The sequence below is a fragment of the Christiangramia crocea genome, assembly GCF_022410465.1.
Classification (GTDB): Bacteria; Bacteroidota; Bacteroidia; order Flavobacteriales; family Flavobacteriaceae; genus Christiangramia; species Christiangramia crocea.
Genome location: NZ_JAJSON010000021.1, coordinates 1 through 22,833, shown reverse-complemented (window position 1 = coordinate 22,833; position 22,833 = coordinate 1). Strand labels below are relative to the sequence as shown.

General features: G+C 40.4%; 20 protein-coding genes and 2 tRNA genes. 2 read left to right on the top strand and 20 right to left on the bottom strand.

The window, feature by feature from the left end; all coding sequences use genetic code 11:
- Positions 1-73: 73 nt before the first annotated feature.
- The 5 genes from LU635_RS10170 to LU635_RS10150 all read right to left on the bottom strand — a co-directional run bounded on the left by LU635_RS10170 (position 74) and on the right by LU635_RS10150 (position 3,469).
- Entirely contained in the window at positions 74-340 is a 267-nt protein-coding gene (locus LU635_RS10170) for a hypothetical protein (protein WP_240098776.1), read from the bottom strand.
- A 64-nt stretch (positions 341-404) separates the two neighbouring features.
- On the bottom strand, positions 405-857 hold the full coding sequence (locus LU635_RS10165) for a peroxiredoxin (protein WP_240098774.1): 453 nt from the start codon (positions 855-857) through the stop codon (positions 405-407).
- A gap of 1 nt (position 858) precedes the next feature.
- A complete protein-coding gene (locus LU635_RS10160; protein ID WP_240098772.1) occupies positions 859-1,269 on the bottom strand; it encodes a 6-pyruvoyl trahydropterin synthase family protein in 411 nt (136 codons plus the stop codon).
- Complete coding sequence (gene idi / locus LU635_RS10155; RefSeq protein ID WP_240098771.1) at positions 1,266-1,784, bottom strand: isopentenyl-diphosphate Delta-isomerase; 519 nt, start codon at positions 1,782-1,784, stop codon at positions 1,266-1,268. The genes LU635_RS10160 and idi overlap by 4 nt, the downstream gene beginning before the upstream one ends.
- Positions 1,785-1,852: 68 nt before the next feature.
- Positions 1,853-3,469, bottom strand: coding sequence for an OmpA family protein (locus LU635_RS10150; RefSeq protein WP_240098769.1), 1,617 nt, complete (start codon positions 3,467-3,469; stop codon positions 1,853-1,855).
- Positions 3,470-3,621: 152 nt separating this feature from the next.
- On the opposite strand from LU635_RS10150, the gene LU635_RS10145 reads away from it, so the two are divergent.
- On the top strand, positions 3,622-5,211 hold the full coding sequence (locus LU635_RS10145; RefSeq protein WP_240098767.1) for a peptide chain release factor 3: 1,590 nt from the start codon (positions 3,622-3,624) through the stop codon (positions 5,209-5,211).
- 141 nt (positions 5,212-5,352) lie between these two features.
- On the top strand, positions 5,353-6,720 hold the full coding sequence (locus LU635_RS10140) for an alanine/glycine:cation symporter family protein (RefSeq protein WP_240098765.1): 1,368 nt from the start codon (positions 5,353-5,355) through the stop codon (positions 6,718-6,720).
- A gap of 5 nt (positions 6,721-6,725) precedes the next feature.
- Here the strand turns inward: LU635_RS10140 and LU635_RS10135 are convergent, their stop codons facing one another.
- The 15 genes from LU635_RS10135 to LU635_RS10065 all read right to left on the bottom strand — a co-directional run bounded on the left by LU635_RS10135 (position 6,726) and on the right by LU635_RS10065 (position 22,535).
- A complete protein-coding gene (locus LU635_RS10135) occupies positions 6,726-7,778 on the bottom strand; it encodes an aminotransferase class I/II-fold pyridoxal phosphate-dependent enzyme (RefSeq protein WP_240098763.1) in 1,053 nt (350 codons plus the stop codon).
- Positions 7,775-8,788, bottom strand: a complete 1,014-nt coding sequence (locus LU635_RS10130; protein ID WP_240098761.1) for a dipeptide epimerase — start codon at positions 8,786-8,788, stop codon at positions 7,775-7,777. Before LU635_RS10130 ends, LU635_RS10135 begins: the two co-directional genes overlap by 4 nt.
- Before the next feature lie 111 nt (positions 8,789-8,899).
- Positions 8,900-9,214 carry a DUF3467 domain-containing protein gene (locus LU635_RS10125; RefSeq protein ID WP_240098759.1) on the bottom strand — a complete coding sequence of 105 codons (315 nt, stop codon included), beginning with the start codon at positions 9,212-9,214 and terminating at the stop codon, positions 8,900-8,902.
- A 51-nt stretch (positions 9,215-9,265) separates the two neighbouring features.
- The gene (locus tag LU635_RS10120; protein ID WP_240098757.1) at positions 9,266-9,721 is read right to left on the bottom strand and encodes a DinB family protein; all 456 of its coding nucleotides are present in this window, start codon (positions 9,719-9,721) and stop codon (positions 9,266-9,268) included.
- A 69-nt stretch (positions 9,722-9,790) separates the two neighbouring features.
- Positions 9,791-14,092 carry a DNA-directed RNA polymerase subunit beta' gene (rpoC, locus tag LU635_RS10115; RefSeq protein ID WP_240098756.1) on the bottom strand — a complete coding sequence of 1,434 codons (4,302 nt, stop codon included), beginning with the start codon at positions 14,090-14,092 and terminating at the stop codon, positions 9,791-9,793.
- Positions 14,093-14,164: 72 nt separating this feature from the next.
- Positions 14,165-17,977, bottom strand: a complete 3,813-nt coding sequence (gene rpoB, locus LU635_RS10110) for a DNA-directed RNA polymerase subunit beta (RefSeq protein WP_240098754.1) — start codon at positions 17,975-17,977, stop codon at positions 14,165-14,167.
- Between the two features lie 130 nt (positions 17,978-18,107).
- Positions 18,108-18,485, bottom strand: coding sequence for a 50S ribosomal protein L7/L12 (rplL, locus tag LU635_RS10105; protein WP_240098752.1), 378 nt, complete (start codon positions 18,483-18,485; stop codon positions 18,108-18,110).
- A gap of 59 nt (positions 18,486-18,544) precedes the next feature.
- Complete coding sequence (gene rplJ, locus LU635_RS10100; protein ID WP_240098750.1) at positions 18,545-19,066, bottom strand: 50S ribosomal protein L10; 522 nt, start codon at positions 19,064-19,066, stop codon at positions 18,545-18,547.
- A gap of 9 nt (positions 19,067-19,075) precedes the next feature.
- Positions 19,076-19,774: a 50S ribosomal protein L1 gene (rplA, locus tag LU635_RS10095; protein ID WP_240098748.1), complete on the bottom strand. Its 699-nt coding sequence runs from the start codon at positions 19,772-19,774 to the stop codon at positions 19,076-19,078.
- Positions 19,775-19,793: 19 nt separating this feature from the next.
- Positions 19,794-20,231 (bottom strand): 50S ribosomal protein L11, encoded by a 438-nt coding sequence (gene rplK, locus LU635_RS10090; protein WP_011710241.1) that lies wholly within the window; start codon positions 20,229-20,231, stop codon positions 19,794-19,796.
- A 75-nt stretch (positions 20,232-20,306) separates the two neighbouring features.
- The gene (nusG, locus tag LU635_RS10085; protein WP_089664049.1) at positions 20,307-20,858 is read right to left on the bottom strand and encodes a transcription termination/antitermination protein NusG; all 552 of its coding nucleotides are present in this window, start codon (positions 20,856-20,858) and stop codon (positions 20,307-20,309) included.
- A 10-nt stretch (positions 20,859-20,868) separates the two neighbouring features.
- The gene (gene secE / locus LU635_RS10080) at positions 20,869-21,066 is read right to left on the bottom strand and encodes a preprotein translocase subunit SecE (RefSeq protein ID WP_240098746.1); all 198 of its coding nucleotides are present in this window, start codon (positions 21,064-21,066) and stop codon (positions 20,869-20,871) included.
- Between the two features lie 18 nt (positions 21,067-21,084).
- A tRNA-Trp gene (locus LU635_RS10075) sits at positions 21,085-21,157 on the bottom strand.
- A gap of 61 nt (positions 21,158-21,218) precedes the next feature.
- Positions 21,219-22,406, bottom strand: coding sequence for an elongation factor Tu (gene tuf / locus LU635_RS10070; protein WP_240098744.1), 1,188 nt, complete (start codon positions 22,404-22,406; stop codon positions 21,219-21,221).
- Positions 22,407-22,463: 57 nt separating this feature from the next.
- Positions 22,464-22,535, bottom strand: a tRNA-Thr gene (locus LU635_RS10065).
- Between the last annotated feature and the right edge of the window lie 298 nt (positions 22,536-22,833).

Here is a 22,833-nt window from a genome sequence, read left to right as displayed (position 1 = left end):
GGACTCGAACCCACGACCTGCTGATTACAAATCAGCTGCTCTAGCCAGCTGAGCTACATCGGCAACTTATGATTTACAGAGCATTTATCTTTTCAACTAAAGCATTTGCCTTAATCTCCAGTTCAGCCTGAATTTCAGTGAAGTGTTTTTTCTTATTCTCAACATCTCGACGGTTGATCTTTGAGATCAGTTCATCATAATCTTTAATAGCCTCATCCACTACAGCCTCCGATTTTGCAGGATCTTCTTTTGGATTAGCCATCTGATGAATATATGCTGCGTCAATAATATCGGCAAACACATAATTCACGTCTTTCTTCAATAATCTTTTACTCGCCATTTTCAATAAATTTCGGCTGCGAATTTAAACTATTTTTTGATATGAAAATATATTTGGAGAAAAATTAATCCTGATTTTTTTGGAGAACGGTTAAAGCTTCAGGCATATGTCTCCCTGCATTCATGCTGTTGAATTTATGGATCAATTTTCCGTCCTTATCGAATATAAAAGTCTCCCTTCCGGGTAAAAGTCCAAGAAGATTGGGTTTTACTCCAAAAGCTTTCCTTGCATCCTTACTTTCATCGGAAAGGAATATATAAGGTAGATCATATTCATCTGCGAATTTTGAATGAGATTTATGGGAGTCAGCACTGATCCCAATTACTTCGGCTCCCAGTTCTTTAAAGTCTTCATAGCTATCTCTGAAACTACAGGCTTCTTTGGTGCATCCGGGAGTAAAATCCTTCGGATAGAAATAAACCACAAATGAGTTTTTCCCTATGAGTTTCTTAAAACTGAAATCCTTTCCATTCTGATCGGTAAGTGTAATATTAGGAACCTTCTCTCCTACTTCCATATTATTCGCCTTTGTAACTTACAAAATTACGTGGGGTCTCGTAAAGGGTAACTTCCAGGTCGTGGTCTTCCCTGATCTTTGTACGGAGCTTATTCCAGATCACCACAGCTATATTTTCAGCGGTTGGGTTAAGATCCTTGAATTCTGGAACTTCAAGATTAAGATTTTTATGGTCAAAAGACTCTTCAACCTCACGGTAAATCAACTCTTTAAGGATCTTCAGATCCATAACAAAACCTGTCTCGGGATTGGGTTCTCCGGTTACCGACACGATGAGCTCATAATTATGGCCGTGATAATTAGGATTACTGCACTTTCCAAACACCTCCCGATTACGTTCATCGTCCCAGTCTTTCCTGAACAGGCGGTGTGCAGCATTAAAATGAGCTTTTCTATGTACGGTTATTTTCATTGCTGAATAGTTGAGTAATACTTGTCAAATATGATTTTGAACCATTCAGTATAAATATGCGGATTTTTTTTCATATCCACCTTGAGATCCTCTAAAGAAACCCATTTCCATGCAGCTACCTCATCAGGGTTAAGGTTCGGCTCTCCTTCAAAATTCCCTACAAGAATATGGTCGTATTCATGTTCGGTAAGACCGTTATCAAACGGAGCCTTATAAATAAAAGAAATGGTATCTTTTAGATCTGTAGTAAAACCCATTTCTTCCTGCAACCTTCTCTTTCCTGCTTCTATATTGCTTTCTCCTTCCCGCTGATGACTGCAACAGGTATTCGTCCAAAGACCCGGGGAATGATATTTTGAAAAGGCTCTTTGCTGGATCATCAACTCATTCTTTTTATTGAAAACAAATACCGAAAATGCTCTGTGAAGCAAAGCTTTCTCATGAGCTTCGATCTTTTCCATAAGGCCGATTTGCTCGTCCTTTTCGTTCACTAAAATTACTTTTTCTTCCGCCATTTTTTTATTTGAAGCCCAAATGTACAAAAACGGTAATTTCTATCACAAATAAGCTGATTAAGCAATTCCTAAAGTTTTAGTTTTCCGGTATAGAGTTCACAATTTATGGAAAGAATGAATTCAGATCTGCGATTCATTTCATGAGAAGCCTCAGAACAAGGTACCCCGTTACGACAGTTATTCACGAGTTCGGTTTCACCATAACCTCTGCCTGAGATCCTGGTTTCCTCCACTCCCATATTTATTAAATATTCCCTGGTCACTCTCACTCTTCTTTGGGAAAGCTCAATATTGTAACTATCATCGGCCCGACTATCGGTATGAGACCTTATATCTATCAATAATTCAGGATATTCGAGCATATAAGCCGCTATCTCATCCAGTTGCTTCGCAGCCCTATTTTTGATTTCAGCTTTATCGAGGTCAAAAAGAATTGGATCAAGATTGAGCTTTTTGGCAAGATCGTCTCCCACTCTGGCGGCAAAGATCTTATCGCCCTGGATATTCTGAAATTGAATAATATTTTCCTTTCTCTTGATCTCTGCCGCATAAAAACTCCAGTTCAAAAAAGCCCTTATTGCCGCAATATTTGCCGGATCGTCGCCGGAAAAATCATGAGAAACCTGATACATCACAAGCCCATTCTTCGGGTCATCAAATCCATGACCATATATTATGATACTGCCAGGGCCATGTGATAGGGATGGAACGTCTGGCGCCGAATGATCCACAATAATCTTTTTGGTACCCTTTCTCCATTTGTTCGCTTTTTTTGGATAGAATATACGTTCAGACCCATTGATCATGGCAAGGTCACTTTTCCCCAGATACTGAGAAACCGGATCGCTGGGTAGTTCGTGTGAATAAGGAGGGGTTGCAAATCGATGATCATAAAAGGGAATCAAGCCAGTAGTCCTTGCACCCGCAGCACCTTCCGAAAGAAAATTAAGCTGGATAAGCTCAGATTTCCCGCCTTCTGAAACCATTCCATAAAGGTTCTCCAGTTCACTTCCGGCATGGCACCCGGCCCAGATAGCTCCTTTAAACTTCCTGTTCCAGAAATAAAGATTCTTATGACTTTCAAATTTTGGTTCGGCATGGGGCATCACAAAAATATCGTCACATACTCCCAGCTCTGCAGGAAGTTTCCAGTTATCACGATCGTAACCGCCGTGGGCATAACCCGGAATTCCAGCTGATTCAAAATAAGCCAGAGCTATCTTCCCGTTTTGTTTATCCAGAGTCCATTTCGGGGCAACCGACAGATCAGTGAAAACAGGTAATTTCATGTCTTCAGGTAAAAAACTACCTATCACTCCTCTTTCTTCCCATTTTTCAATATTCTTCTTTAAGTCTTCTGTGATATAGGAAACCGGAATTACAAAGGAACCGGAGCGAAAATCCCTATCTTCGAGACTAAAATCAATTCCATCTTTCTCTTTATCAGGATTGATAACCCATTTGACCTCCATGGGATACTCCTTCAGCAATTCATAAATAAGTCCGTAGGGTTTGAGTGCATTCGAGCGCGTCTGGGGAGTAATTCCAAGGTTTATGGCATATGACCCCTTAGCTAAAACCTCTGTTCCATCCTGACCCCTTGTGCCTAACGAAAGAAGAAGAATCGTTGCAAAGATCAATTCGAATTTCAGGCTCTGTAGGGAGACAACCATAGCTTCTAACAAAACTTTGTTTAAATATCATACAAATTGTTCATATACCCAATTAACTTATTCATTTAAAAGCCGGGCCGGTAAACTGGTCAGTAAAAAGCATCCAAAATGGAAAAGGAAATTCCTTAAAATAATAGTATTTTTGCCGCTCCAATATCAGCAGAATGAAGCAGTATCAGAAAGAGATCAATAAAAGAAGAACCTTTGGTATCATCTCCCACCCCGATGCGGGTAAGACCACCCTTACGGAAAAGTTACTTTTGTTTGGCGGAGCTATTCAGGAGGCCGGTGCCGTTAAATCGAATAAGATAAAGAAAGGTGCCACCAGTGACTTTATGGAGATCGAGCGCCAGCGGGGAATATCTGTAGCAACCTCTGTACTTGCTTTCGAATATCGGGATATCAAGATCAATATTCTGGATACACCCGGTCACAAGGATTTTGCTGAAGACACCTTTAGAACACTTACTGCGGTAGACAGCGTGATTGTTGTGATAGACGTTGCGAAAGGTGTGGAGGAACAAACCGAAAAGCTGGTGGAGGTTTGTAGAATGCGAAATATCCCCATGATCGTTTTCATTAATAAGCTGGATCGGGAAGGTAAAGATGCCTTTGAACTCCTGGATGAAATTGAGCAAAAGCTTAATTTAACCGTGACTCCGCTTAGTTTTCCAATCGGGATGGGTTATGACTTTAAGGGAATTTATAATATCTGGGAAAAGAACGTGAACCTTTTCACCGGTGATCCAAGAAAAGACATTGAAGAAACTGTGGAGATCAGTGACCTTAACTCCGAAGAGCTCGATGATCTAATTGGAGAAAAAGCAGCAGATACCCTTAGAGAGGAACTTGAACTTGCCCAGGGAGTTTATCCTGAATTTGACAGAGAAGCTTACTTAGAAGGCCGGTTACAGCCTGTTTTCTTTGGTTCGGCGCTAAATAATTTCGGAGTTAGAGAATTATTGGATTGTTTCATCAGTATAGCACCTCCCCCAAGACCTAAAGAGAGCGATACCAGGGTGGTAAAACCAGATGAGAAAGAGTTTACCGGCTTCGTCTTTAAGATCCATGCCAATATGGATCCTAAGCATAGGGATAGACTGGCTTTTATTAAGATCGTTTCAGGAAAGTTCGAACGAAATAAGAACTACCTTCACGTAAGGAACAATAAGAACATGAAATTTTCTTCTCCTAATGCTTTCTTTGCTGAGAAGAAAGAAGTAGTTGATGTTTCATATCCCGGAGATATTGTGGGACTTCACGACACCGGGAATTTCAAGATCGGGGATACGCTTACTGAAGGTGAAAACCTTATGTACAAAGGAATCCCAAGTTTTTCTCCGGAACACTTCAGGTATATCAACAATGCAGATCCCATGAAATCCAAGCAACTGGAAAAAGGAGTCGACCAGTTAATGGATGAAGGTGTGGCCCAGCTGTTTGTGCTAGAATTGAATGGAAGGAAGATCATTGGTACCGTAGGGGCACTTCAGTTTGAAGTGATCCAGTACCGCCTTGAGCATGAATACGGAGCGAAATGCACTTACGAGAATCTTAATGTTCATAAGGCCACCTGGGTGGAACCTGAAGATCCGAAAAGTGAGGAATTCCAGGACTTTAAAAGAGTCAAGGCTAAGTTTCTGGCCAAGGATAAATCAGGACAACTGGTATTTTTAGCTGATTCACAATTCTCTTTGCAAATGACCCAGCAAAAATATCCATCGATAAAATTCCATTTTACTTCAGAGTTTTAGAACTTAAAGCGATTGGGAGATTATTCATTTGGCATGCAGGCAAAATCCACTTAACCTGGCTACCTATTATTCATATAATTTGGTTCATAACCTGCCAGAAAGGCTGATAAAATTTATTATTTTCGGGAACAAATAAAATCCATGTCCCAAATTGATAAGTTTATTGCAGATTTTGCCTCAGCCGTCTGGGGAATTCCTTTAGTCATTCTTTTAATAGGCGGAGGAGTTTATCTTCTAATTTACTCAAGATTTCTACCTTTTAGATATCTGGGACATTCGGTAGAAGTACTGCGTGGGAAGTACAACAATCCCGACGATCCGGGAGATATCAATCACTTTCAGGCCCTTTCAACAGCCCTTTCCTCTACCGTAGGCATGGGAAATATTGCAGGGGTAGCCGTGGCAATTGCCCTGGGAGGTCCGGGTGCGATATTCTGGTTATGGGTTAGTGCTGTAGTTGGAATGGCTACAAAATTCTTTACCAATAGTCTTGCAGTGATGTATCGCGGGAGGGATACTGAAGGTAAGATCCAGGGTGGCGTGATGTACTTTATAGTAGAGGGGCTTGGAAAAAAATGGAAACCTCTGGCAGTATTTTTTGCTGTCGCCGGACTGGTAGGAGCTCTACCGGTTTTTAATGTGAATCAGTTGACACAGGCTATCAATTATATCCTCCTGGAACCAAACAATATTGAAACAGGATTTACATCGAGTTTGATAATCGGAATTGTTCTAACCATCATAACAACCATTGTTATCATCGGTGGACTGGACAGAATAAGCAAAACGGTTTCAAAGCTTGTTCCGGCTATGGTGGCACTATACTTTTTTTCAGTGCTGATCATCCTTTTTGTGAATTACACCGAAGTTCTAAAATATTTCACTCTCATATTCACCGATGCTTTTGCAGCGAATAACTACAAAGGAGATCCACTTCTTGGCGGTGTTCTGGGCGGACTTATACTTTTAGGAATAAGACGGGGAGCTTTTTCAAACGAAGCCGGTATTGGGACCGCTACGATGGCACACGGAGCCAGTAAGACTTCTGAACCCATTCGTGAAGGGCTTATCGCCATGCTAGGCCCGGCAATCGATACTTTGGTGGTATGTACCCTTACGGCCATGGCCATTCTTGTAACCGGGGTCTGGCAAAGCACCGATGTTAATGGTGTAAGTTTAACGGCCGCTGCATTTGACCAGTCTATTCCATATATAGGGAACTATTTACTTTTACTATGTATTCTTGCATTCAGTATTTCATCTCTCTTCTCCTACTCTTATTACGGAACAAAATGTCTTTCGTTCTTATTAGGAGCTGAAAACAAGAAATATTATAACTATATCTACATCCTGAGCATCATTATCGGTGCCACCACCTCTTTAAGCTTTATTCTGAATCTAATTGACGGATTCTTCGCTTTGATGGCCATACCTACAATGATCTCAACGCTTATTCTGGCACCAAGGGTAATGAAGGCAGCTAAAATTTATTTCAAAAAATACAATTAACTGATCTAAGGCTTTTGAAAATAAGAATTAATGGCTTCAGTTAGCTCCAGGATATCTTTTGGAGTATGCTCTGCATTTAAAACAATTTTGCTCACCAGTGGTGAGGTTTTCAAAGGATACCTGAAATTTGTGGTGAGTATCTCTTTTTGAAACAGATAATCAGTCAGACATTCATTGTTATAACCAAATACCGGATGGCCGGCCATGGATATCATCTCAAATTCCGCAGTCACAGATTCAAGAAAGCTTTGAATATTCCGTCTAACATTTTGCCTTTGTATATCACAAATTTCTTCGGCTTCAATTAAAGTTTTGAGAGCTGCCGGAGATGGCGGACTACCACCAGCAAAAAAATCAATTTCCTGCAACTGGCTAATCCTTCCTTCTTTTCCTAAAATGGCACCACAGGGAGTTGCCAGGGCCTTTCCCAGAGAACCACAAACTATCAACTCTTTTACCTGAAGCTCTTTTAAAAGGGAGTAACTTCCATAACCATCATCCCCTATAAGTCCAAAGCCATGCGAATCGTCTGCTACCAGAACCACATCCTTAAGAGGTAGCTTTTTTATTGCTTCAAAATCGGGATAATTTGCACCAGAGAAATCAACCGTATCGAGAAAAAGCACGATCTGGTTCCTATCCGAAGCTAAAGATTTTCTTAAAGACATTTCCAGCTCCTTGTAATTTTGAAATAACCTGCTTTTTTCACGGATCAGTGCCGGATGAGTATTTGGAGCACAGAATAATTCATAACCGGACCCGCTAAAATACCTGGTGAGCATTTGCCCTGCCATATAACCGGAAGACACACATAATGCCGCTTCACTTCCTGCTTTTTGAGAAATGTATAGTTCAAAATTTTCGTATACCGAAAGTCTTATATTTGATTTCCTGGAGGCTCCCCAATTTGTTCCGAGGTCATGAATATTCCGGATCAAAAGCTCCTGAAATTTATGATTGGTCTGCAAACCCAGGTAAGAAGTTCCGCCAAAATACAGAAGATCATGATCTTCATTTATTAACCGGGAAGTGGGGGCTTTGTCTAAATAATGGTTCATTTCATAAGTTTTACTCCGGAACCATTTTCTTCCGGAAAAATAACTTTAGCATTTTCCTGAATTTCCACCCCTTCTGCAATATCATTCTTTAGCAATAGAGCACCATCCATATCCACATAATCAAGTTGGGGAAGCAGCTGTGCTATGGCTGAAATCCCAACCGTGCTTTCCGTCATACACCCTACCATAACTTTCAGGTCCAGCTCCTTTGCTTTCTTTATCATTCTTAATGCAGGCGTGAGCCCCCCGCATTTGGTAAGTTTAATATTAATCCCATCAAAATATCCCGCACATCTCTCAACATCCTCTTCTACTATGCAACTTTCATCAGCAATAAGGGGCAGCACAGCTTCCTTCTTCAGCTTTGCCATCCCGCTCCAATCTTCAGCATGAAGAGGCTGCTCGATGAATTCAACTCCCAACTCTTTTAATTCTTTACAATTTTGAATTGCCTGCAAAGCTGCCCATGCACAGTTCGCGTCAACCCTGAAATTAGCATCGGTATGTGCTCTTAATTTCTTTACAATTTCAAGGTCATTATCAGTCCCAAGTTTGATCTTGTAGATAGGCCAGGGTTGCTCCTCCATCTTTTCAATCATTTTATCAACGCTATCCAGCCCGATTGTAAAGTTTGTAACAGGATATTGAGAATTATCAGTGCCCCATAATTCATATAAAGGCTTAGCCTTTAGTTTTCCATAAAGATCATGGGCTGCAAGATCTAAAGCACAGATACTGAAATTTGAAAGATTATGAGACTTTAAAAACTCATAAAAACCTTCAGGATCCTTAAAATCAAAAGACTCAATTTCCTTTCGAATTCCTTCGATCTCTGCCTGCATACTTTCAAAAGTGATCCTATAGTATGGGTTGGAGGTAGATTCTCCATAACCGGTATGTCCTTCCAAACTGAGACAGGCTATAAGAGTGTCCTGGGTGTCATGTGACTCCCTAGAAATTGTGAAGGTATGCTTCAGCTCAAGAACATATTTTTTAAGTTCCAGTTTCATTCGGTTAAGATTTTAATAGACTACGGGAAATTTCCGTTTAAAATAAAATATCCCGGGGATAATACCGGGATGTTTTATAGTCTTGGAATAATAAAATTCTATAAACAGTTTTTAAGCCTGACCTGTAGGTCCGAAGTTTAATGGCATCGGGGCCTTATCATAATCCCTGATCTCTCCATGGGCCTGTTCAAACTTACTGATATTATCACCCAGGGCTTTCAGCAATCTTTTTGCGTGCTGAGGTGTAAGAATGATCCTTGATTTAACTTTGCTTTTTGGTCTTCCCGGCATGATATTCACAAAATCAACTACGAATTCTGATACCGAATGATTGATGATCGCCAGGTTTGAATAAGTTCCTTCGGCAACTGATTCATCGAGTTCTATATTTATCTTTCCCCCTTTATTTTTTTTCTCTTCGCTCATGATTAAATTTTTATTCAATTTAGTTATAATATTCTTATATAGAAAGTGAGATTAGTTTTCTCTTTTATAAAAGATATAATCTGATACCACGGGCTCCAGGCCATTTTGTCTCAATTCAGTCGCTATCTGTCCTCGATGATAAGTGGAATGATTTACAATATGAAACAGTATTTCCTGAACAGAATTCTGAAATTGTTCTCCTTTGGAATTTTTATAAGAGATACCATTATCCAGCTCCAGTTTCTCTAAAATTTCCAGGGATTTATTAAAGTTTCTATTTTCAAGATCTCTTAGATCTCCTTTGTCGTGAACCTTCCAACCATCAGTTTTTACATCTTCCCCTTCGATCCTTGAATTCCAGATGTACTGAGCATTCAGAATATGTGAAAATAATCTCAATGTATTTTCCGGGATAGCGAGATGCAGATCACCATCATTAAATTTTTCAATAAGCATGGAATTGAAATGATGTGAATATTCTAAAAGATCTTTAAGGTGTTTCTTCATATCTCAAATATCGGGATAAATAAAAAAAGCCCCGCAATGCGAGGCTTTTTTTCTGAATATTATCAGGAATTAGTTATAATTAACTTCCTGTTTCTTCTCAAGCATTTCGTCAAATTCTTCTTTAGAACCAACAATTATGCTATCGTATTTTCTCACACCTGTACCTGCAGGAATCCTATGTCCTACAATTACATTTTCCTTCAGACCTTCAAGTTCATCTATCTTACCGCTTACCGCAGCTTCGTTCAATACCTTAGTTGTTTCCTGGAAGGAAGCAGCCGATATGAACGACTTGGTTTGCAGTGAAGCTCTGGTAATACCCTGAAGTACCGGATTAGCTGTAGCCGTAATCACGTCCCTGGCAGTCGCAAGATTCTTATCTTCTCTTCTAAGAATGGAATTCTCGTCTCTAAGTTCTCTTGGAGTGATAATTTTTCCTGGCTTAAGATTCTCAGAATCTCCGGCATCTTCAATCACCTTCATTCCGAAAAGCTTATTGTTCTCATTGATGAAATCATCTTTATGAACAAGCTGGTTCTCCAGGAAGATAGTATCTCCCGGATCTACGATCTGCACTTTACGCATCATCTGTCTTACCACAACCTCAAAGTGCTTATCGTTGATCTTCACACCCTGAAGCCTGTATACTTCCTGAACTTCGTTCACAAGATACTGCTGTACAGCATTTGGCCCTTTAATTTTCAAGATGTCCTCAGGAGTGATAGAACCATCAGAAAGTGGCATACCCGCTCTTACATAGTCATTCTCCTGAACAAGGATCTGGTTAGAAAGTTTCACTAGATACTTCTTAACCTCACCAAGCTTAGACTCAACGATGATCTCACGGTTACCTCTTTTGATCTTACCAAAAGAAACAACACCATCGATCTCTGATACAACCGCCGGGTTAGATGGGTTCCGTGCTTCAAAAAGCTCTGTTACCCTTGGAAGACCACCTGTAATATCCCCTGCTTTAGAAGATTTACGTGGAATCTTAACCAAAATCTTACCAACACCGATCTTCTCTTCGTTGTCCACCATAAGGTGGGCACCTACCGGAAGGTTATAAGAACGAATTACTTCGTCTTTCTTACCTAGAATATGAAGGGTTGGTATCAATTTCTTGTTACGAGATTCAGAAATTACTTTTTCCTGGAATCCTGTCTGCTCATCGATCTCAACCTGATAAGTAACACCCTGTTCAACGTTCTCGTACTTGATCTTACCGGCAAATTCAGAAATAATCACACCGTTATATGGATCCCAGGTACAGATCACGTCTCCCTTGCTTACTGTAGCACCATCGTTAATATTGATCTGTGCACCGTAAGGAATGTTATTGTTACTTAATACAACACCGGTTTTCTTATCCTTGATCTTAAGTTCAGCAGTACGAGAGATCACGATGTCTGCAGTTCCACCATCAGGGGCTTCACCTTTAACAACTTTAAGATCTTCGATCTCAGCAATACCATCAAACCTTGCTTCAAGTTTGTTATCTTCAGAAATGTTACCAGCAATACCACCCACGTGGAACGTACGTAGTGTAAGCTGTGTACCAGGCTCTCCAATAGACTGTGCAGCAACAACACCAACAGCTTCACCTGTTTGTACGATCTTGTTGGTTGCAAGGTTTCTACCGTAACACTTGATACAGATACCTTTCTTCGCCTCACAGGTAAGTGGTGAACGTACTTCAACACTTTCGATTGGCGCAGCTTCGATCTTAGCAACGATCTCTTCAGTTATTTCTTCGTTTCCAGCAACGATTAATTCATCTGTTGATGGATTTACAACATCATTAAGAGCAATACGTCCAAGGATTCTTTCTCCTAATGATTCTACTATTTCTTCGTTCTTCTTAAGTGGCTTAACTTCTACTCCTCTTAATGTTCCACAGTCATCTTCATTTACAATAACATCCTGAGAAACATCTACCAGACGACGGGTTAAGTAACCTGCATCGGCAGTTTTAAGTGCGGTATCGGCAAGACCTTTACGAGCACCGTGAGTAGAGATAAAGTATTCAAGAATCGAAAGACCTTCCTTAAAGTTAGAAAGAATCGGGTTTTCGATAATTTCACCACCACCAGAGTTAGATTTCTTAGGCTTAGCCATAAGGCCACGCATACCTGTAAGCTGACGTATCTGTTCTTTCGAACCACGCGCACCGGAATCAAGCATCATATATACCGAGTTGAATCCTTGCTTGTCTTCGCGAATTCGCTTCATAGCCAATTCAGTAAGACCTGCGTTGGTAGAAGTCCAGATGTCAATTACCTGGTTATAACGCTCGTTATTGGTAATAAGACCCATGTTATAGTTACCAATGATACCTTCAACCTGCTCGTTGGCGTCATCGATCATAGCTTGTTTCTCTTCAGGGATAATAATATCACCAAGACTGAAAGAAAGGCCACCACGGAATGCGAAACCGTAACCAAGTTCTTTGATCTTATCAAGGAATTCTGAAGTTTCAGGTACACTGGTTATCTTAAGGATTTTACCAATGATCTCACGAAGGGATTTCTTAGTCAGTACCTCATTGATGAAACCTGCTTTTTCAGGTACAGTTTCGTTAAATAAAACTCTACCTACAGTAGTTTCAATGATCTGGTAAACCAATTCACCCGCTTCGTTGTAATCTTTTGTTCTGATCTTGATTCCAGCGTTAAGGTCTACTCTCTTCTGGTTGTAAGCGATAACAAGCTCTTCCGCAGAATAGAAAGTAAGTCCTTCTCCTTTTACGGGCTCTTCTTTAGTAGATTTCTTGTGCTTGGTCATATAGTATAGACCAAGTACCATATCCTGAGAAGGTACTGTAATTGGGGAACCATTTGCAGGGTTCAATATATTGTGAGAAGCTAGCATTAATAACTGTGCTTCCAAAATAGCTTCAGGTCCAAGTGGTAAATGAACTGCCATCTGGTCACCATCGAAATCGGCGTTGAATGCAGTACACGCAAGTGGGTGAAGCTGAATTGCTTTACCTTCAATTAGTTTAGGTTGGAATGCCTGGATACCCAGACGGTGAAGCGTAGGAGCACGGTTCAATAGTACCGGATGCCCCTTAAGAACGTTCTCCAGTATATCCCAAACTACAGGTTCTTTCTTATCGATAATCTTCTTGGCAGACTTCACTGTTTTTACGATACCTCTTTCTATCAGTTTTCTGATGATAAAAGGTTTGTATAGTTCAGCTGCCATGTTCTTTGGAAGACCACATTCGAACATCTTCAATTCAGGTCCTACAACGATTACCGAACGTGCTGAATAATCCACACGTTTACCAAGCAGGTTTTGACGGAAACGTCCCTGCTTACCTTTCAATGAATCTGAAAGTGATTTAAGCGGACGGTTAGAGTCTGTCTTAACTGCTGATGATTTTCTTGTATTATCGAATAATGAATCTACAGATTCCTGAAGCATACGTTTTTCATTACGTAGAATGACTTCAGGAGCTTTGATCTCCATTAATCTTTTCAGACGGTTGTTACGAATAATTACACGACGGTAAAGATCGTTCAAATCTGAAGTCGCGAAACGACCACCATCAAGAGGCACAAGAGGTCTAAGTTCCGGTGGAATAACCGGCACAACCTTCATGATCATCCATTCCGGATGGTTTTCTCTGTTGTTGTTCGCGTCACGGAAAGCTTCCACAACCTGAAGACGCTTAAGTGCTTCAGTCTTACGTTGTTTTGAAGTTTCATTGTTCGCTTTATGTCTTAATTCGTAAGAAAGCTCATCAAGATCTATTCTTTTAAGGATCTCAATAAGACATTCAGCACCCATCTTAGCGATAAACTTATTTGGGTCGCTATCTTCTAAATATTGATTCTCCTGAGGAAGTTCATCCAAAATGTTCAGATATTCTTCTTCAGTTAAGAAATCCATTTTCTTTAATGGCTTCCCTTCTTCATCCTTCGCGTTACCCGGCTGAATTACTACGTATCTTTCGTAGTAAATAATCATGTCGAGTTTCTTAGAAGGAAGTCCTAGCAAATAACCAATTTTGTTAGGCAATGAACGGAAATACCAGATATGAGCTACAGGTACAACAAGGTTAATGTGACCTACACGATCTCTACGTACCTTTTTCTCGGTAACTTCAACTCCACAACGGTCACAAACTATCCCTTTGTATCGAATTCTTTTATATTTCCCGCAGGCACACTCATAATCCTTTACAGGACCAAAAATACGCTCACAGAACAATCCGTCACGCTCAGGTTTGTGCGTACGATAATTGATCGTTTCAGGTTTAAGGACTTCACCACGAGATTCCGCGAGGATAGACTCAGGAGAAGCTAAACCTATAGAGATCTGGTTGAACCTCTGTACTGTATTTTTATCATTATTTCTAGCCATAATAAATGCTGCTAATTATTGTGAATATTCCGTTTAAATGGGGCCGCTTATGCAGCCCCTTTCAACAGAATGTTATTCTTCAAGTTTTATATCCAATCCAAGACCTTTCAATTCGTGCATAAGTACGTTGAAAGACTCTGGCAATCCAGGTTCTGGCATTGGCTCACCCTTAACAATAGACTCATAGGTCTTAGCCCTACCGATAACGTCATCAGACTTCACGGTTAGGATCTCCCTTAGAGTGCTGGATGCTCCGTAAGCTTCAAGAGCCCAAACCTCCATCTCTCCAAATCTCTGACCACCAAACTGCGCCTTACCTCCAAGCGGCTGCTGAGTAATAAGTGAGTATGGTCCAATAGAACGGGCGTGCATCTTATCATCGATCATGTGACCAAGTTTCAGCATATAGATAACACCTACCGTTGCTCTCTGGTCAAAACGCTCTCCTGTTCCACCATCATACAGATAAGTATGACCATATCTAGGAATTCCGGCTTCGTCAGTAAGTTCATTGATCTCATCGATCGTTGCACCATCGAAAATTGGAGTAGCATATTTCTTACCATTTTTCTGACCAGCCCATCCAAGTACTGTTTCGTAGATCTGCCCGATGTTCATACGTGAAGGTACCCCAAGTGGGTTCAACACGATATCAACCGGAGTTCCGTCCTCAAGGAATGGCATATCTTCCTGACGAACGATACGTGCAACAATACCTTTGTTACCGTGACGTCCTGCCATCTTATCCCCTACTTTCAGTTTACGTTTCTTAGCGATGTAAACTTTAGCAAGTTTCAAGATTCCTGAAGGAAGTTCATCTCCTACAGAGATAGTGAACTTCTCTCTTCTAAGGTTACCCTGAAGATCGTTTTCCTTAATTTTATAATTATGTATAAGATCTGCAACAAGCTCGTTAAGGTGATCATCTGTAGTCCAGGTACCACTAGTTAAGTGAGTATAATCATCTACAGCATTCAGCATCTTAAGAGTATACTTCTTACCTTTTGGCATTACTTCTTCACCAAGGTCGTTCTGTACTCCCTGAGCCGTCTTACCACCAATAATAGCAAAAAGCTTCTCTACCAGATTAGATTTAAGCAGAGCGAATTTCGCATCATACTTCTTCTCCAGTGCCGCAACATCTTCCTTATCCTGTGCTCTCTTTCGCTTGTCTTTGATAGCTCTTGCGAATAATTTCTTATCGATCACAACACCGCTCAATGATGGAGAAGCTTTCAATGAAGCATCTTTTACATCACCTGCTTTGTCACCAAAGATGGCACGAAGAAGTTTTTCTTCCGGTGTCGGATCACTTTCTCCTTTAGGAGTGATCTTACCAATAAGAATATCACCAGGCTTCACTTCAGCACCAACTCTAATCATTCCATGCTCATCAAGGTCTTTAGTAGCCTCTTCAGAAACATTTGGAATATCATTAGTCAATTCTTCATTACCTAGCTTGGTATCTCTAACTTCAAGAGAGTATTCATCTATATGGATGGAGGTGAATATATCATCTCTAACCACTTTTTCTGAAATCACGATCGCATCCTCAAAGTTGTAACCTTTCCAAGGCATGAAGGCAACCTTCATGTTTCTACCAAGGGCAAGCTCACCGGCTTCGGTAGCGTAACCCTGGCAAAGTACCTGTCCTTTAGTAACCCTGTCTCCTACTCTTACAATAGGCTTAAGGTTGATACAGGTTCCCTGGTTAGTCTTTCTGAACTTAATAAGGTCATAAGTCTTGGAGTCATCATCAAAACTTACCATTCTTTCCTCATCAGTACGATCGTACTTAATTACAATCTTATTAGCGTCTACATATTCTACTTCTCCTTCTCCTTCTGCATTGATCAATACTCTGGAGTCTGTAGCCACCTGTCTTTCAAGACCTGTTCCAACTATCGGAGAATCTGCTCTTAATAATGGAACTGCCTGGCGCATCATGTTTGACCCCATCAGTGCACGGTTTGCATCATCATGTTCCAGAAATGGAATTAATGAAGCCGAAATAGAAGAGATCTGGTTTGGAGCAACATCAGTATAATGAACCTCTTTAGGATCAACAACCGGGAAGTCACCTTCCATACGTGCAATAACACGATCTGTATCTATCGTTCCATCATCTTTCAAAGGAATGTTCGCCTGAGCGATCTTCTTACCTTCCTCTTCTTCAGCACTTAAGTAAATAGGCTCTTCGGAAGTATTGATCTTTCCTTCAGAAACACTACGGTATGGAGTTTCAATGAATCCCATTCCATTCACTTTAGCATAAACTGAAAGTGAAGAAATAAGACCAATATTCGGACCTTCAGGAGTCTCGATAGGACAAAGTCTTCCGTAGTGAGTATAGTGAACGTCACGTACCTCGAAACCTGCTCTTTCTCTTGAAAGACCACCTGGTCCTAATGCAGAAAGACGACGCTTATGCGTAATTTCTGCAAGAGGGTTGGTCTGGTCCATGAACTGAGATAACTGGTTTGTACCGAAGAAGGAGTTGATCACAGAAGAAAGTGTCTTCGCGTTGATCAGATCTATCGGAGTAAATACTTCGTTATCACGAACGTTCATTCTTTCACGGATGGTTCTGGCCATACGTGCAAGACCAACACCAAACTGCTGAGACAACTGCTCCCCTACGGTTCTAACACGACGGTTAGAAAGGTGATCAATATCATCGATCTCAGCTTTTGAGTTGATAAGCTCAATTAAATATTTAACAATGGTTATGATATCAACCTTGGTAAGCACCTGCTTATCCATCTCAACATCAAGACCAAGTTTTTTGTTCATTCTGTATCGCCCAACTTCTCCAAGGCTGTAACGCTGATCTGAGAAGAAAAGCTTGTCGATAATTCCACGAGCAGTTTCTTCATCTGGCGGTTCAGCATTACGAAGCTGACGATAGATATGTTCTACCGCTTCTTTTTCAGAGTTGGTAGGATCTTTTTGTAATGTGTTATGAATGATCGCATAGTCGCCGGTGGAATTATCCTCTTTATGAAGAAGGATAGTCTTGGTTCCGGTTTCAAGGATCTCTTCTATATGCTCTTTTTCAAGCTCAGTATCACGATCTAATACTATTTCGTTTCTTTCAATTGAAACAACCTCTCCTGTATCTTCATCAACAAAATCTTCATACCAGGTGTTCAATACACGGGCAGCAAGTTTACGCCCAAGAACTTTTTTAAGTCCTGATTTGGATACCTTAACCTCTTCAGCAAGGTCGAAGATCTCCAGTATGTCCTTATCACGCTCAAATCCGATGGCACGGAAGAGAGTGGTTACAGGTAATTTTTTCTTACGATCGATATAAGCGTACATTACGCTGTTGATATCGGTAGCAAATTCAATCCATGAACCTTTGAAAGGGATTACACGGGCTGAATATAATTTTGTTCCATTAGCATGGAAAGACTGTCCAAAGAATACCCCTGGCGAACGGTGTAACTGAGATACTACTACTCGCTCGGCACCGTTGATGCAGAAAGTTCCGCTAGGTGTCATATAAGGGATAGTTCCCAGGTATACGTCCTGTACGATGGTTTCAAAATCTTCGTGCTCAGGGTCGGTACAGTATAGCTTAAGTCTTGCTTTAAGCGGTACACTGTAAGTTAGTCCGCGTTCGATACATTCCTGGATGGAGTATCTTGGCGGGTCCACAAAATAATCTAAGAATTCTAGTACAAATTGATTACGGGTGTCCGTAATGGGGAAGTTTTCTAGGAAGGTGTTGTAAAGACCTTCATTTCCCCGCTCTTCTGATTTGGTTTCTAACTGGAAGAAGTCCTGAAAGGACTTTATCTGCAAATCCAGGAAGTCCGGATATGCAGGCTTGTTCTTCACAGAAGAGAAACTCAATCTTTCAGTTTGCTTTGCTAACATCAATGGACGGGATTATAATTTATATAAAAATAAGCGCGAAAAGAGCATTCGCTCTATATACGCAAAAGGGTTTAGACCTTCAGGAGCGTATCCTGAGGCCTAAACCTAAATAATATTGCTTTCGTCAAGCTTATTTAAGCTCAACCTCAGCTCCTGCTTCTTCTAATTGCTTTTTAAGAGCTTCAGCTTCGTCTTTAGCAACTCCTTCTTTTACTGGTTTTGGAGCATTGTCTACTAATTCCTTAGCATCCTTAAGACCTAGTCCTGTAAGTTCTTTTACAAGCTTAACAACTGCTAATTTAGATCCACCTGGAGCGGTAAGAATTACGTCGAATTCAGTTTGCTCTTCAGCTTCTTCACCACCACCAGCGGCAGCACCACCAGCAACAGCTACTGCAGCAGCAGCAGGCTCGATACCATATTCTTCTTTTAAAATATCAGCTAACTCGTTTACTTCTTTTACGGTCAAGTTAACCAATTGTTCTGCGAAATCTTTTAAATCTGCCATTTTCTATCGTTTTTAAAAAGTTCTTTAAAATTTATAATTGTTAAAAAGTGCGTACTATATTATCCCTCTTTTTCTGAAAGAGTCTTAAGGATTCCCGCAAGTTTTCCTCCACCTGATTTAAGTGCAGAAACAACGTTTTTAGCAGGAGATTGAAGCAATCCAACGATATCCCCGATAACTTCTTCTTTAGACTTGATATTAACAAGTGTTTCAAGATAGTCATCACCTACATAAATAGCTTCTTCTACAAAAGCTCCTTTAAGTACAGGTTTCTCAGATTTCTTTCTAAATTCCTTAATTACTTTCGCCGGAGCATTTCCGGTTTCAGAAAGCATTATTGAGGTATTGCCTTTCAAAACTGAAGGAAGTTCACCGAAATCTTTTTCAGCTGCTTCCATAGCCTTTGCAAGCAATGTATTTTTAACTACCGACAACTTAACATCAGCTTTGAAACAAGCTCTACGTAAGTTAGAAGTACTTCCGGCATCTAGGCCAGAAATGTCAGCCAAATAGATAGTTTGGAATCCGGCTAACTGGGCAGTTAAATCTTCTATAACTTGTGATTTTTCTTCTCTTGTCATAATCTTAAATTATTGCTCAGTAAACCTTTTAGTATCTATCGCAACACTCGGGCTCATAGTAGTGGTCATATAAATACTCTTAATATAAACACCCTTAGCTGCCTGAGGCTTCAATTTTACCAGCGTAGTTAATAATTCTTTCGCGTTACCTGCAATTTTCTCAGCATCAAAAGATGCTTTTCCAACTGCTGCATGCACGATACCAGTCTTGTCAACCTTAAAGTCGATCTTACCAGCCTTAACATCTGAAACCGCCTTGGCGATATCCATAGTTACTGTACCGGTCTTAGGGTTAGGCATTAAACCTCTTGGCCCTAGAACACGTCCTAAAGGTCCAAGTTTACCCATTACGCTTGGCATAGTGATGATTACATCAACATCTGTCCAACCGCCTTTGATCTTCTCAAGGTATTCATCTAATCCAACGTAGTCAGCACCAGCTTCTTTAGCTTCTTCTTCCTTATCTGGAGTCACAAGAGCCAAAACTTTAACGTCCTTACCAGTTCCATGAGGAAGTGTTACCACACCTCTTACCATCTGGTTAGCTTTACGTGGATCTACGTTCAAACGAACTGCAAGATCTACGGATGCGTCAAAGTTCTCGTTGGAAACTTCTTTTATCAAAGCAGAAGCTTCGGCAACTGTATAAGTTCTGCCGTTCTCAATCTTAGACTGAGCTTCTTTTTGCTTTTTAGTTAATTTTGCCATTTTCTAATTTCTTTTTGGATTAAAACGGTGCATCACCTTTTACAGTTATTCCCATCGAACGAGCTGTTCCGGCAACCATTTTCATTGCAGACTCTACAGTAAATGCGTTAAGGTCCTGCATTTTATCTTCCGCAATCGCTTTAACCTGATCCCAAGAAACACTAGCTACTTTTTTTCTGTTCGGTTCACCAGAACCTTTTTTAGTCTTCGCCGCTTCCATCAATTGTACTGCTGCAGGTGGAGTCTTGATTACAAAATCAAAAGACTTATCCTTATAAACAGTAATTGCAACTGGAAGTACCTTTCCTTGCTTATCCTGAGTTCTACCATTGAATTGCTTACAGAATTCCATGATATTTACTCCGGCAGCACCCAAAGCAGGTCCAACTGGTGGTGATGGGTTAGCAGCACCTCCGCGAACTTGTAGTTTTACAACTTTACTTACTTCTTTTGCCATTTTTCAAATTTTTAAATGATAGTTTATTGAGTGGAAGCTGAAAAAACCATCAAAAAATATATGTAACAGTTATTTTTATACTTTTTCTACCTGCATATAGCTTAATTCCAATGGTGTTTTTCTTCCGAAAATTTTCACCATTACCTCAAGCTTACGCTTCTCTTCATTAATCTTCTCTACAGTACCATTAAATCCATTGAACGGTCCGTCAATTACTTTAATAGTTTCTCCTATAGTAAATGGAATTGCGACATTATCAGCCTTAACGGAAAGCTCATCTACTTTTCCTAACATTCTGTTCACTTCAGATTTTCTAAGTGGCACAGGATCTCCTCCTTTTGTTTCACCCAGAAATCCAATCACTCCATTGATTCCTTTAATAATATGAGGAATCTCTCCTCCAATATTTGCCTGAATCATAACATATCCAGGAAAGTAAACTCTTTCTTTGTTCACTTTCTTTCCATTACGAATCTGAATAACTTTTTCAGTAGGAACTAAAACCTGATCTATTGCATCCTGAAGACCTAAATATTCAATCTCCTTCTCAATATAATCCTTGACCTTATTTTCCTGTCCACTAACGGCACGAACCACATACCATTTTTTATCCTTTGCTTCTGCCATCGCTATTTAATTATGATTTAACCCATTCGAAGTACTGCTCAATCGCTCCACTAAAAAGCGTATCAACACCCCAAATTGCTAATGAAAAAATAATCGAGAACACAGCCACAAGCACTGTAAGCCTTTGTGCTTCAGTCCAACTTGTCCAGGTAACGTGGTTTCTTAACTCGCTATATGATTCTGATATGTAATTAACAATTCCTGCCATTTTCCTTAAAAATATTTGCACGGGTTGAGAGGCTCGAACTCCCGACACCTGGTTTTGGAGACCAGTGCTCTACCAACTGAGCTAAACCCGTAAATAATATAAGTGAAGGTATCCCGCTCTTCACGGGATACCTTTTTATATTTAAATAATTCTTAGTCTAGAATCTCAGTTACCTGACCAGCACCTACAGTTCTACCACCTTCACGGATAGCGAAACGTAGTCCAACATTCATTGCGATTGGCTGGATAAGCTCTACTGTAATAGTAAGGTTATCACCAGGCATTACCATTTCCACACCATCAGGAAGGTTAATTGTTCCTGTTACATCAGTTGTACGTACGTAGAACTGAGGACGGTAGTTATTATGGAATGGAGTGTGACGACCACCTTCTTCTTTCTTAAGGATATAAACCTCTGCTTTGAATTTAGCATGAGGAGTTACAGAACCTGGCTTAGTGATTACCATACCTCTTGAGATTTGAGACTTCTCAATACCTCTAAGCAGGATACCAACGTTATCACCAGCTTCACCTCTATCAAGAATTTTACGGAACATCTCAACTCCTGTAATAGTAGAAGTTAATTTTCCAGCTCCCATACCAATGATCTCAACAGGATCTCCAGTGTTAGCTACACCAGTCTCAATACGACCAGTTGCAACAGTACCACGACCTGTAATAGAGAATACATCTTCGATAGGCATCAAGAAAGGCTTATCTACATCACGCTCAGGAAGTTCAATCCAGCTATCAACAGCCTCCATAAGCTCAAGAACAGTCTTAGACCATTTCTCATCTCCTTCCAGGGCTCCAAGTGCAGAACCTGAAATTACAGGACCATTGTCACCATCATACTCGTAGAAAGAAAGAAGATCTCTAACTTCCATCTCAACTAGCTCAAGAAGCTCCTCATCATCAACAAGGTCAACTTTATTCAAGAACACAACGATTCTTGGGATACCTACCTGGCGTCCAAGAAGGATGTGCTCACGAGTTTGCGGCATAGGACCATCAGTTGCAGCTACAACAAGAATAGCACCGTCCATCTGAGCAGCACCAGTTACCATGTTCTTAACGTAATCGGCGTGACCAGGACAGTCAACGTGAGCATAGTGACGATTTGCAGTCGCATACTCTACGTGTGAAGAGTTAATAGTAATACCTCTTTCTTTTTCTTCTGGAGCGTTATCAATTTGATCAAACGCACTAGCTTCTGAATATCCAGCATCAGCCAATACTTTTGTAATCGCTGCAGTTAAAGTCGTTTTTCCGTGATCTACGTGTCCAATTGTACCAATATTAAGGTGCGGTTTGGAACGATCATAAGTTTCCTTTGCCATAATTAATACTTATTTAATCTTAGTTATATATTAGTGTTCAATTTTATACAAAACTAGAGCCAACGACGGGAATTGAACCCGTGACCTCTTCCTTACCAAGGAAACGCTCTACCCCTGAGCTACGTCGGCCTACAATCACTGTTTTTTAAACAGCAATATCCATAAACCAAATGTGGTTTACGGAGAAAATCAGGATCGAAATACAGTGCCGATATAACCCACTTTCATAATCTAACGAATAAGATAAAAAAACAAAAGGCAGGAAAACCTTTAAATTTCACTTATTCAGCGACCGGGGATATCCTGATTCAAATTAATTTAGAGCGGGAAAATCACGCCTTTCGGCGTGAATATATTCCGCTTTGAGCGGGAGACCGGGTTCGAACCGGCGACATTCAGCTTGGAAGGCTGACGCTCTACCAACTGA

What these genes read in the sequence shown, in the direction of transcription:
- rplL (WP_240098752.1), bottom strand. Translation starts at nt 18,485, where the DNA reads ATGGCAGATTTAAAAGATTTCGCAGAACAATTGGTTAACTTGACCGTA.
- rplK (WP_011710241.1), bottom strand. Translation starts at nt 20,231, where the DNA reads ATGGCAAAAGAAGTAAGTAAAGTTGTAAAACTACAAGTTCGCGGAGGT.
- LU635_RS10160 (WP_240098772.1), bottom strand. Translation starts at nt 1,269, where the DNA reads ATGAAAATAACCGTACATAGAAAAGCTCATTTTAATGCTGCACACCGC.
- rplJ (WP_240098750.1), bottom strand. Translation starts at nt 19,066, where the DNA reads ATGACAAGAGAAGAAAAATCACAAGTTATAGAAGATTTAACTGCCCAG.
- LU635_RS10145 (WP_240098767.1), top strand. Translation starts at nt 3,622, where the DNA reads ATGAAGCAGTATCAGAAAGAGATCAATAAAAGAAGAACCTTTGGTATC.
- rplA (WP_240098748.1), bottom strand. Translation starts at nt 19,774, where the DNA reads ATGGCAAAATTAACTAAAAAGCAAAAAGAAGCTCAGTCTAAGATTGAG.
- tuf (WP_240098744.1), bottom strand. Translation starts at nt 22,406, where the DNA reads ATGGCAAAGGAAACTTATGATCGTTCCAAACCGCACCTTAATATTGGT.
- LU635_RS10135 (WP_240098763.1), bottom strand. Translation starts at nt 7,778, where the DNA reads ATGAACCATTATTTAGACAAAGCCCCCACTTCCCGGTTAATAAATGAA.
- LU635_RS10140 (WP_240098765.1), top strand. Translation starts at nt 5,353, where the DNA reads ATGTCCCAAATTGATAAGTTTATTGCAGATTTTGCCTCAGCCGTCTGG.
- LU635_RS10125 (WP_240098759.1), bottom strand. Translation starts at nt 9,214, where the DNA reads ATGAGCGAAGAGAAAAAAAATAAAGGGGGAAAGATAAATATAGAACTC.
- secE (WP_240098746.1), bottom strand. Translation starts at nt 21,066, where the DNA reads ATGGCAGGAATTGTTAATTACATATCAGAATCATATAGCGAGTTAAGA.
- LU635_RS10120 (WP_240098757.1), bottom strand. Translation starts at nt 9,721, where the DNA reads ATGAAGAAACACCTTAAAGATCTTTTAGAATATTCACATCATTTCAAT.
- rpoB (WP_240098754.1), bottom strand. Translation starts at nt 17,977, where the DNA reads ATGTTAGCAAAGCAAACTGAAAGATTGAGTTTCTCTTCTGTGAAGAAC.
- LU635_RS10165 (WP_240098774.1), bottom strand. Translation starts at nt 857, where the DNA reads ATGGAAGTAGGAGAGAAGGTTCCTAATATTACACTTACCGATCAGAAT.
- idi (WP_240098771.1), bottom strand. Translation starts at nt 1,784, where the DNA reads ATGGCGGAAGAAAAAGTAATTTTAGTGAACGAAAAGGACGAGCAAATC.
- LU635_RS10130 (WP_240098761.1), bottom strand. Translation starts at nt 8,788, where the DNA reads ATGAAACTGGAACTTAAAAAATATGTTCTTGAGCTGAAGCATACCTTC.
- nusG (WP_089664049.1), bottom strand. Translation starts at nt 20,858, where the DNA reads ATGGCAGAAGCAAAGGATAAAAAATGGTATGTGGTTCGTGCCGTTAGT.
- rpoC (WP_240098756.1), bottom strand. Translation starts at nt 14,092, where the DNA reads ATGGCTAGAAATAATGATAAAAATACAGTACAGAGGTTCAACCAGATC.
- LU635_RS10170 (WP_240098776.1), bottom strand. Translation starts at nt 340, where the DNA reads ATGGCGAGTAAAAGATTATTGAAGAAAGACGTGAATTATGTGTTTGCC.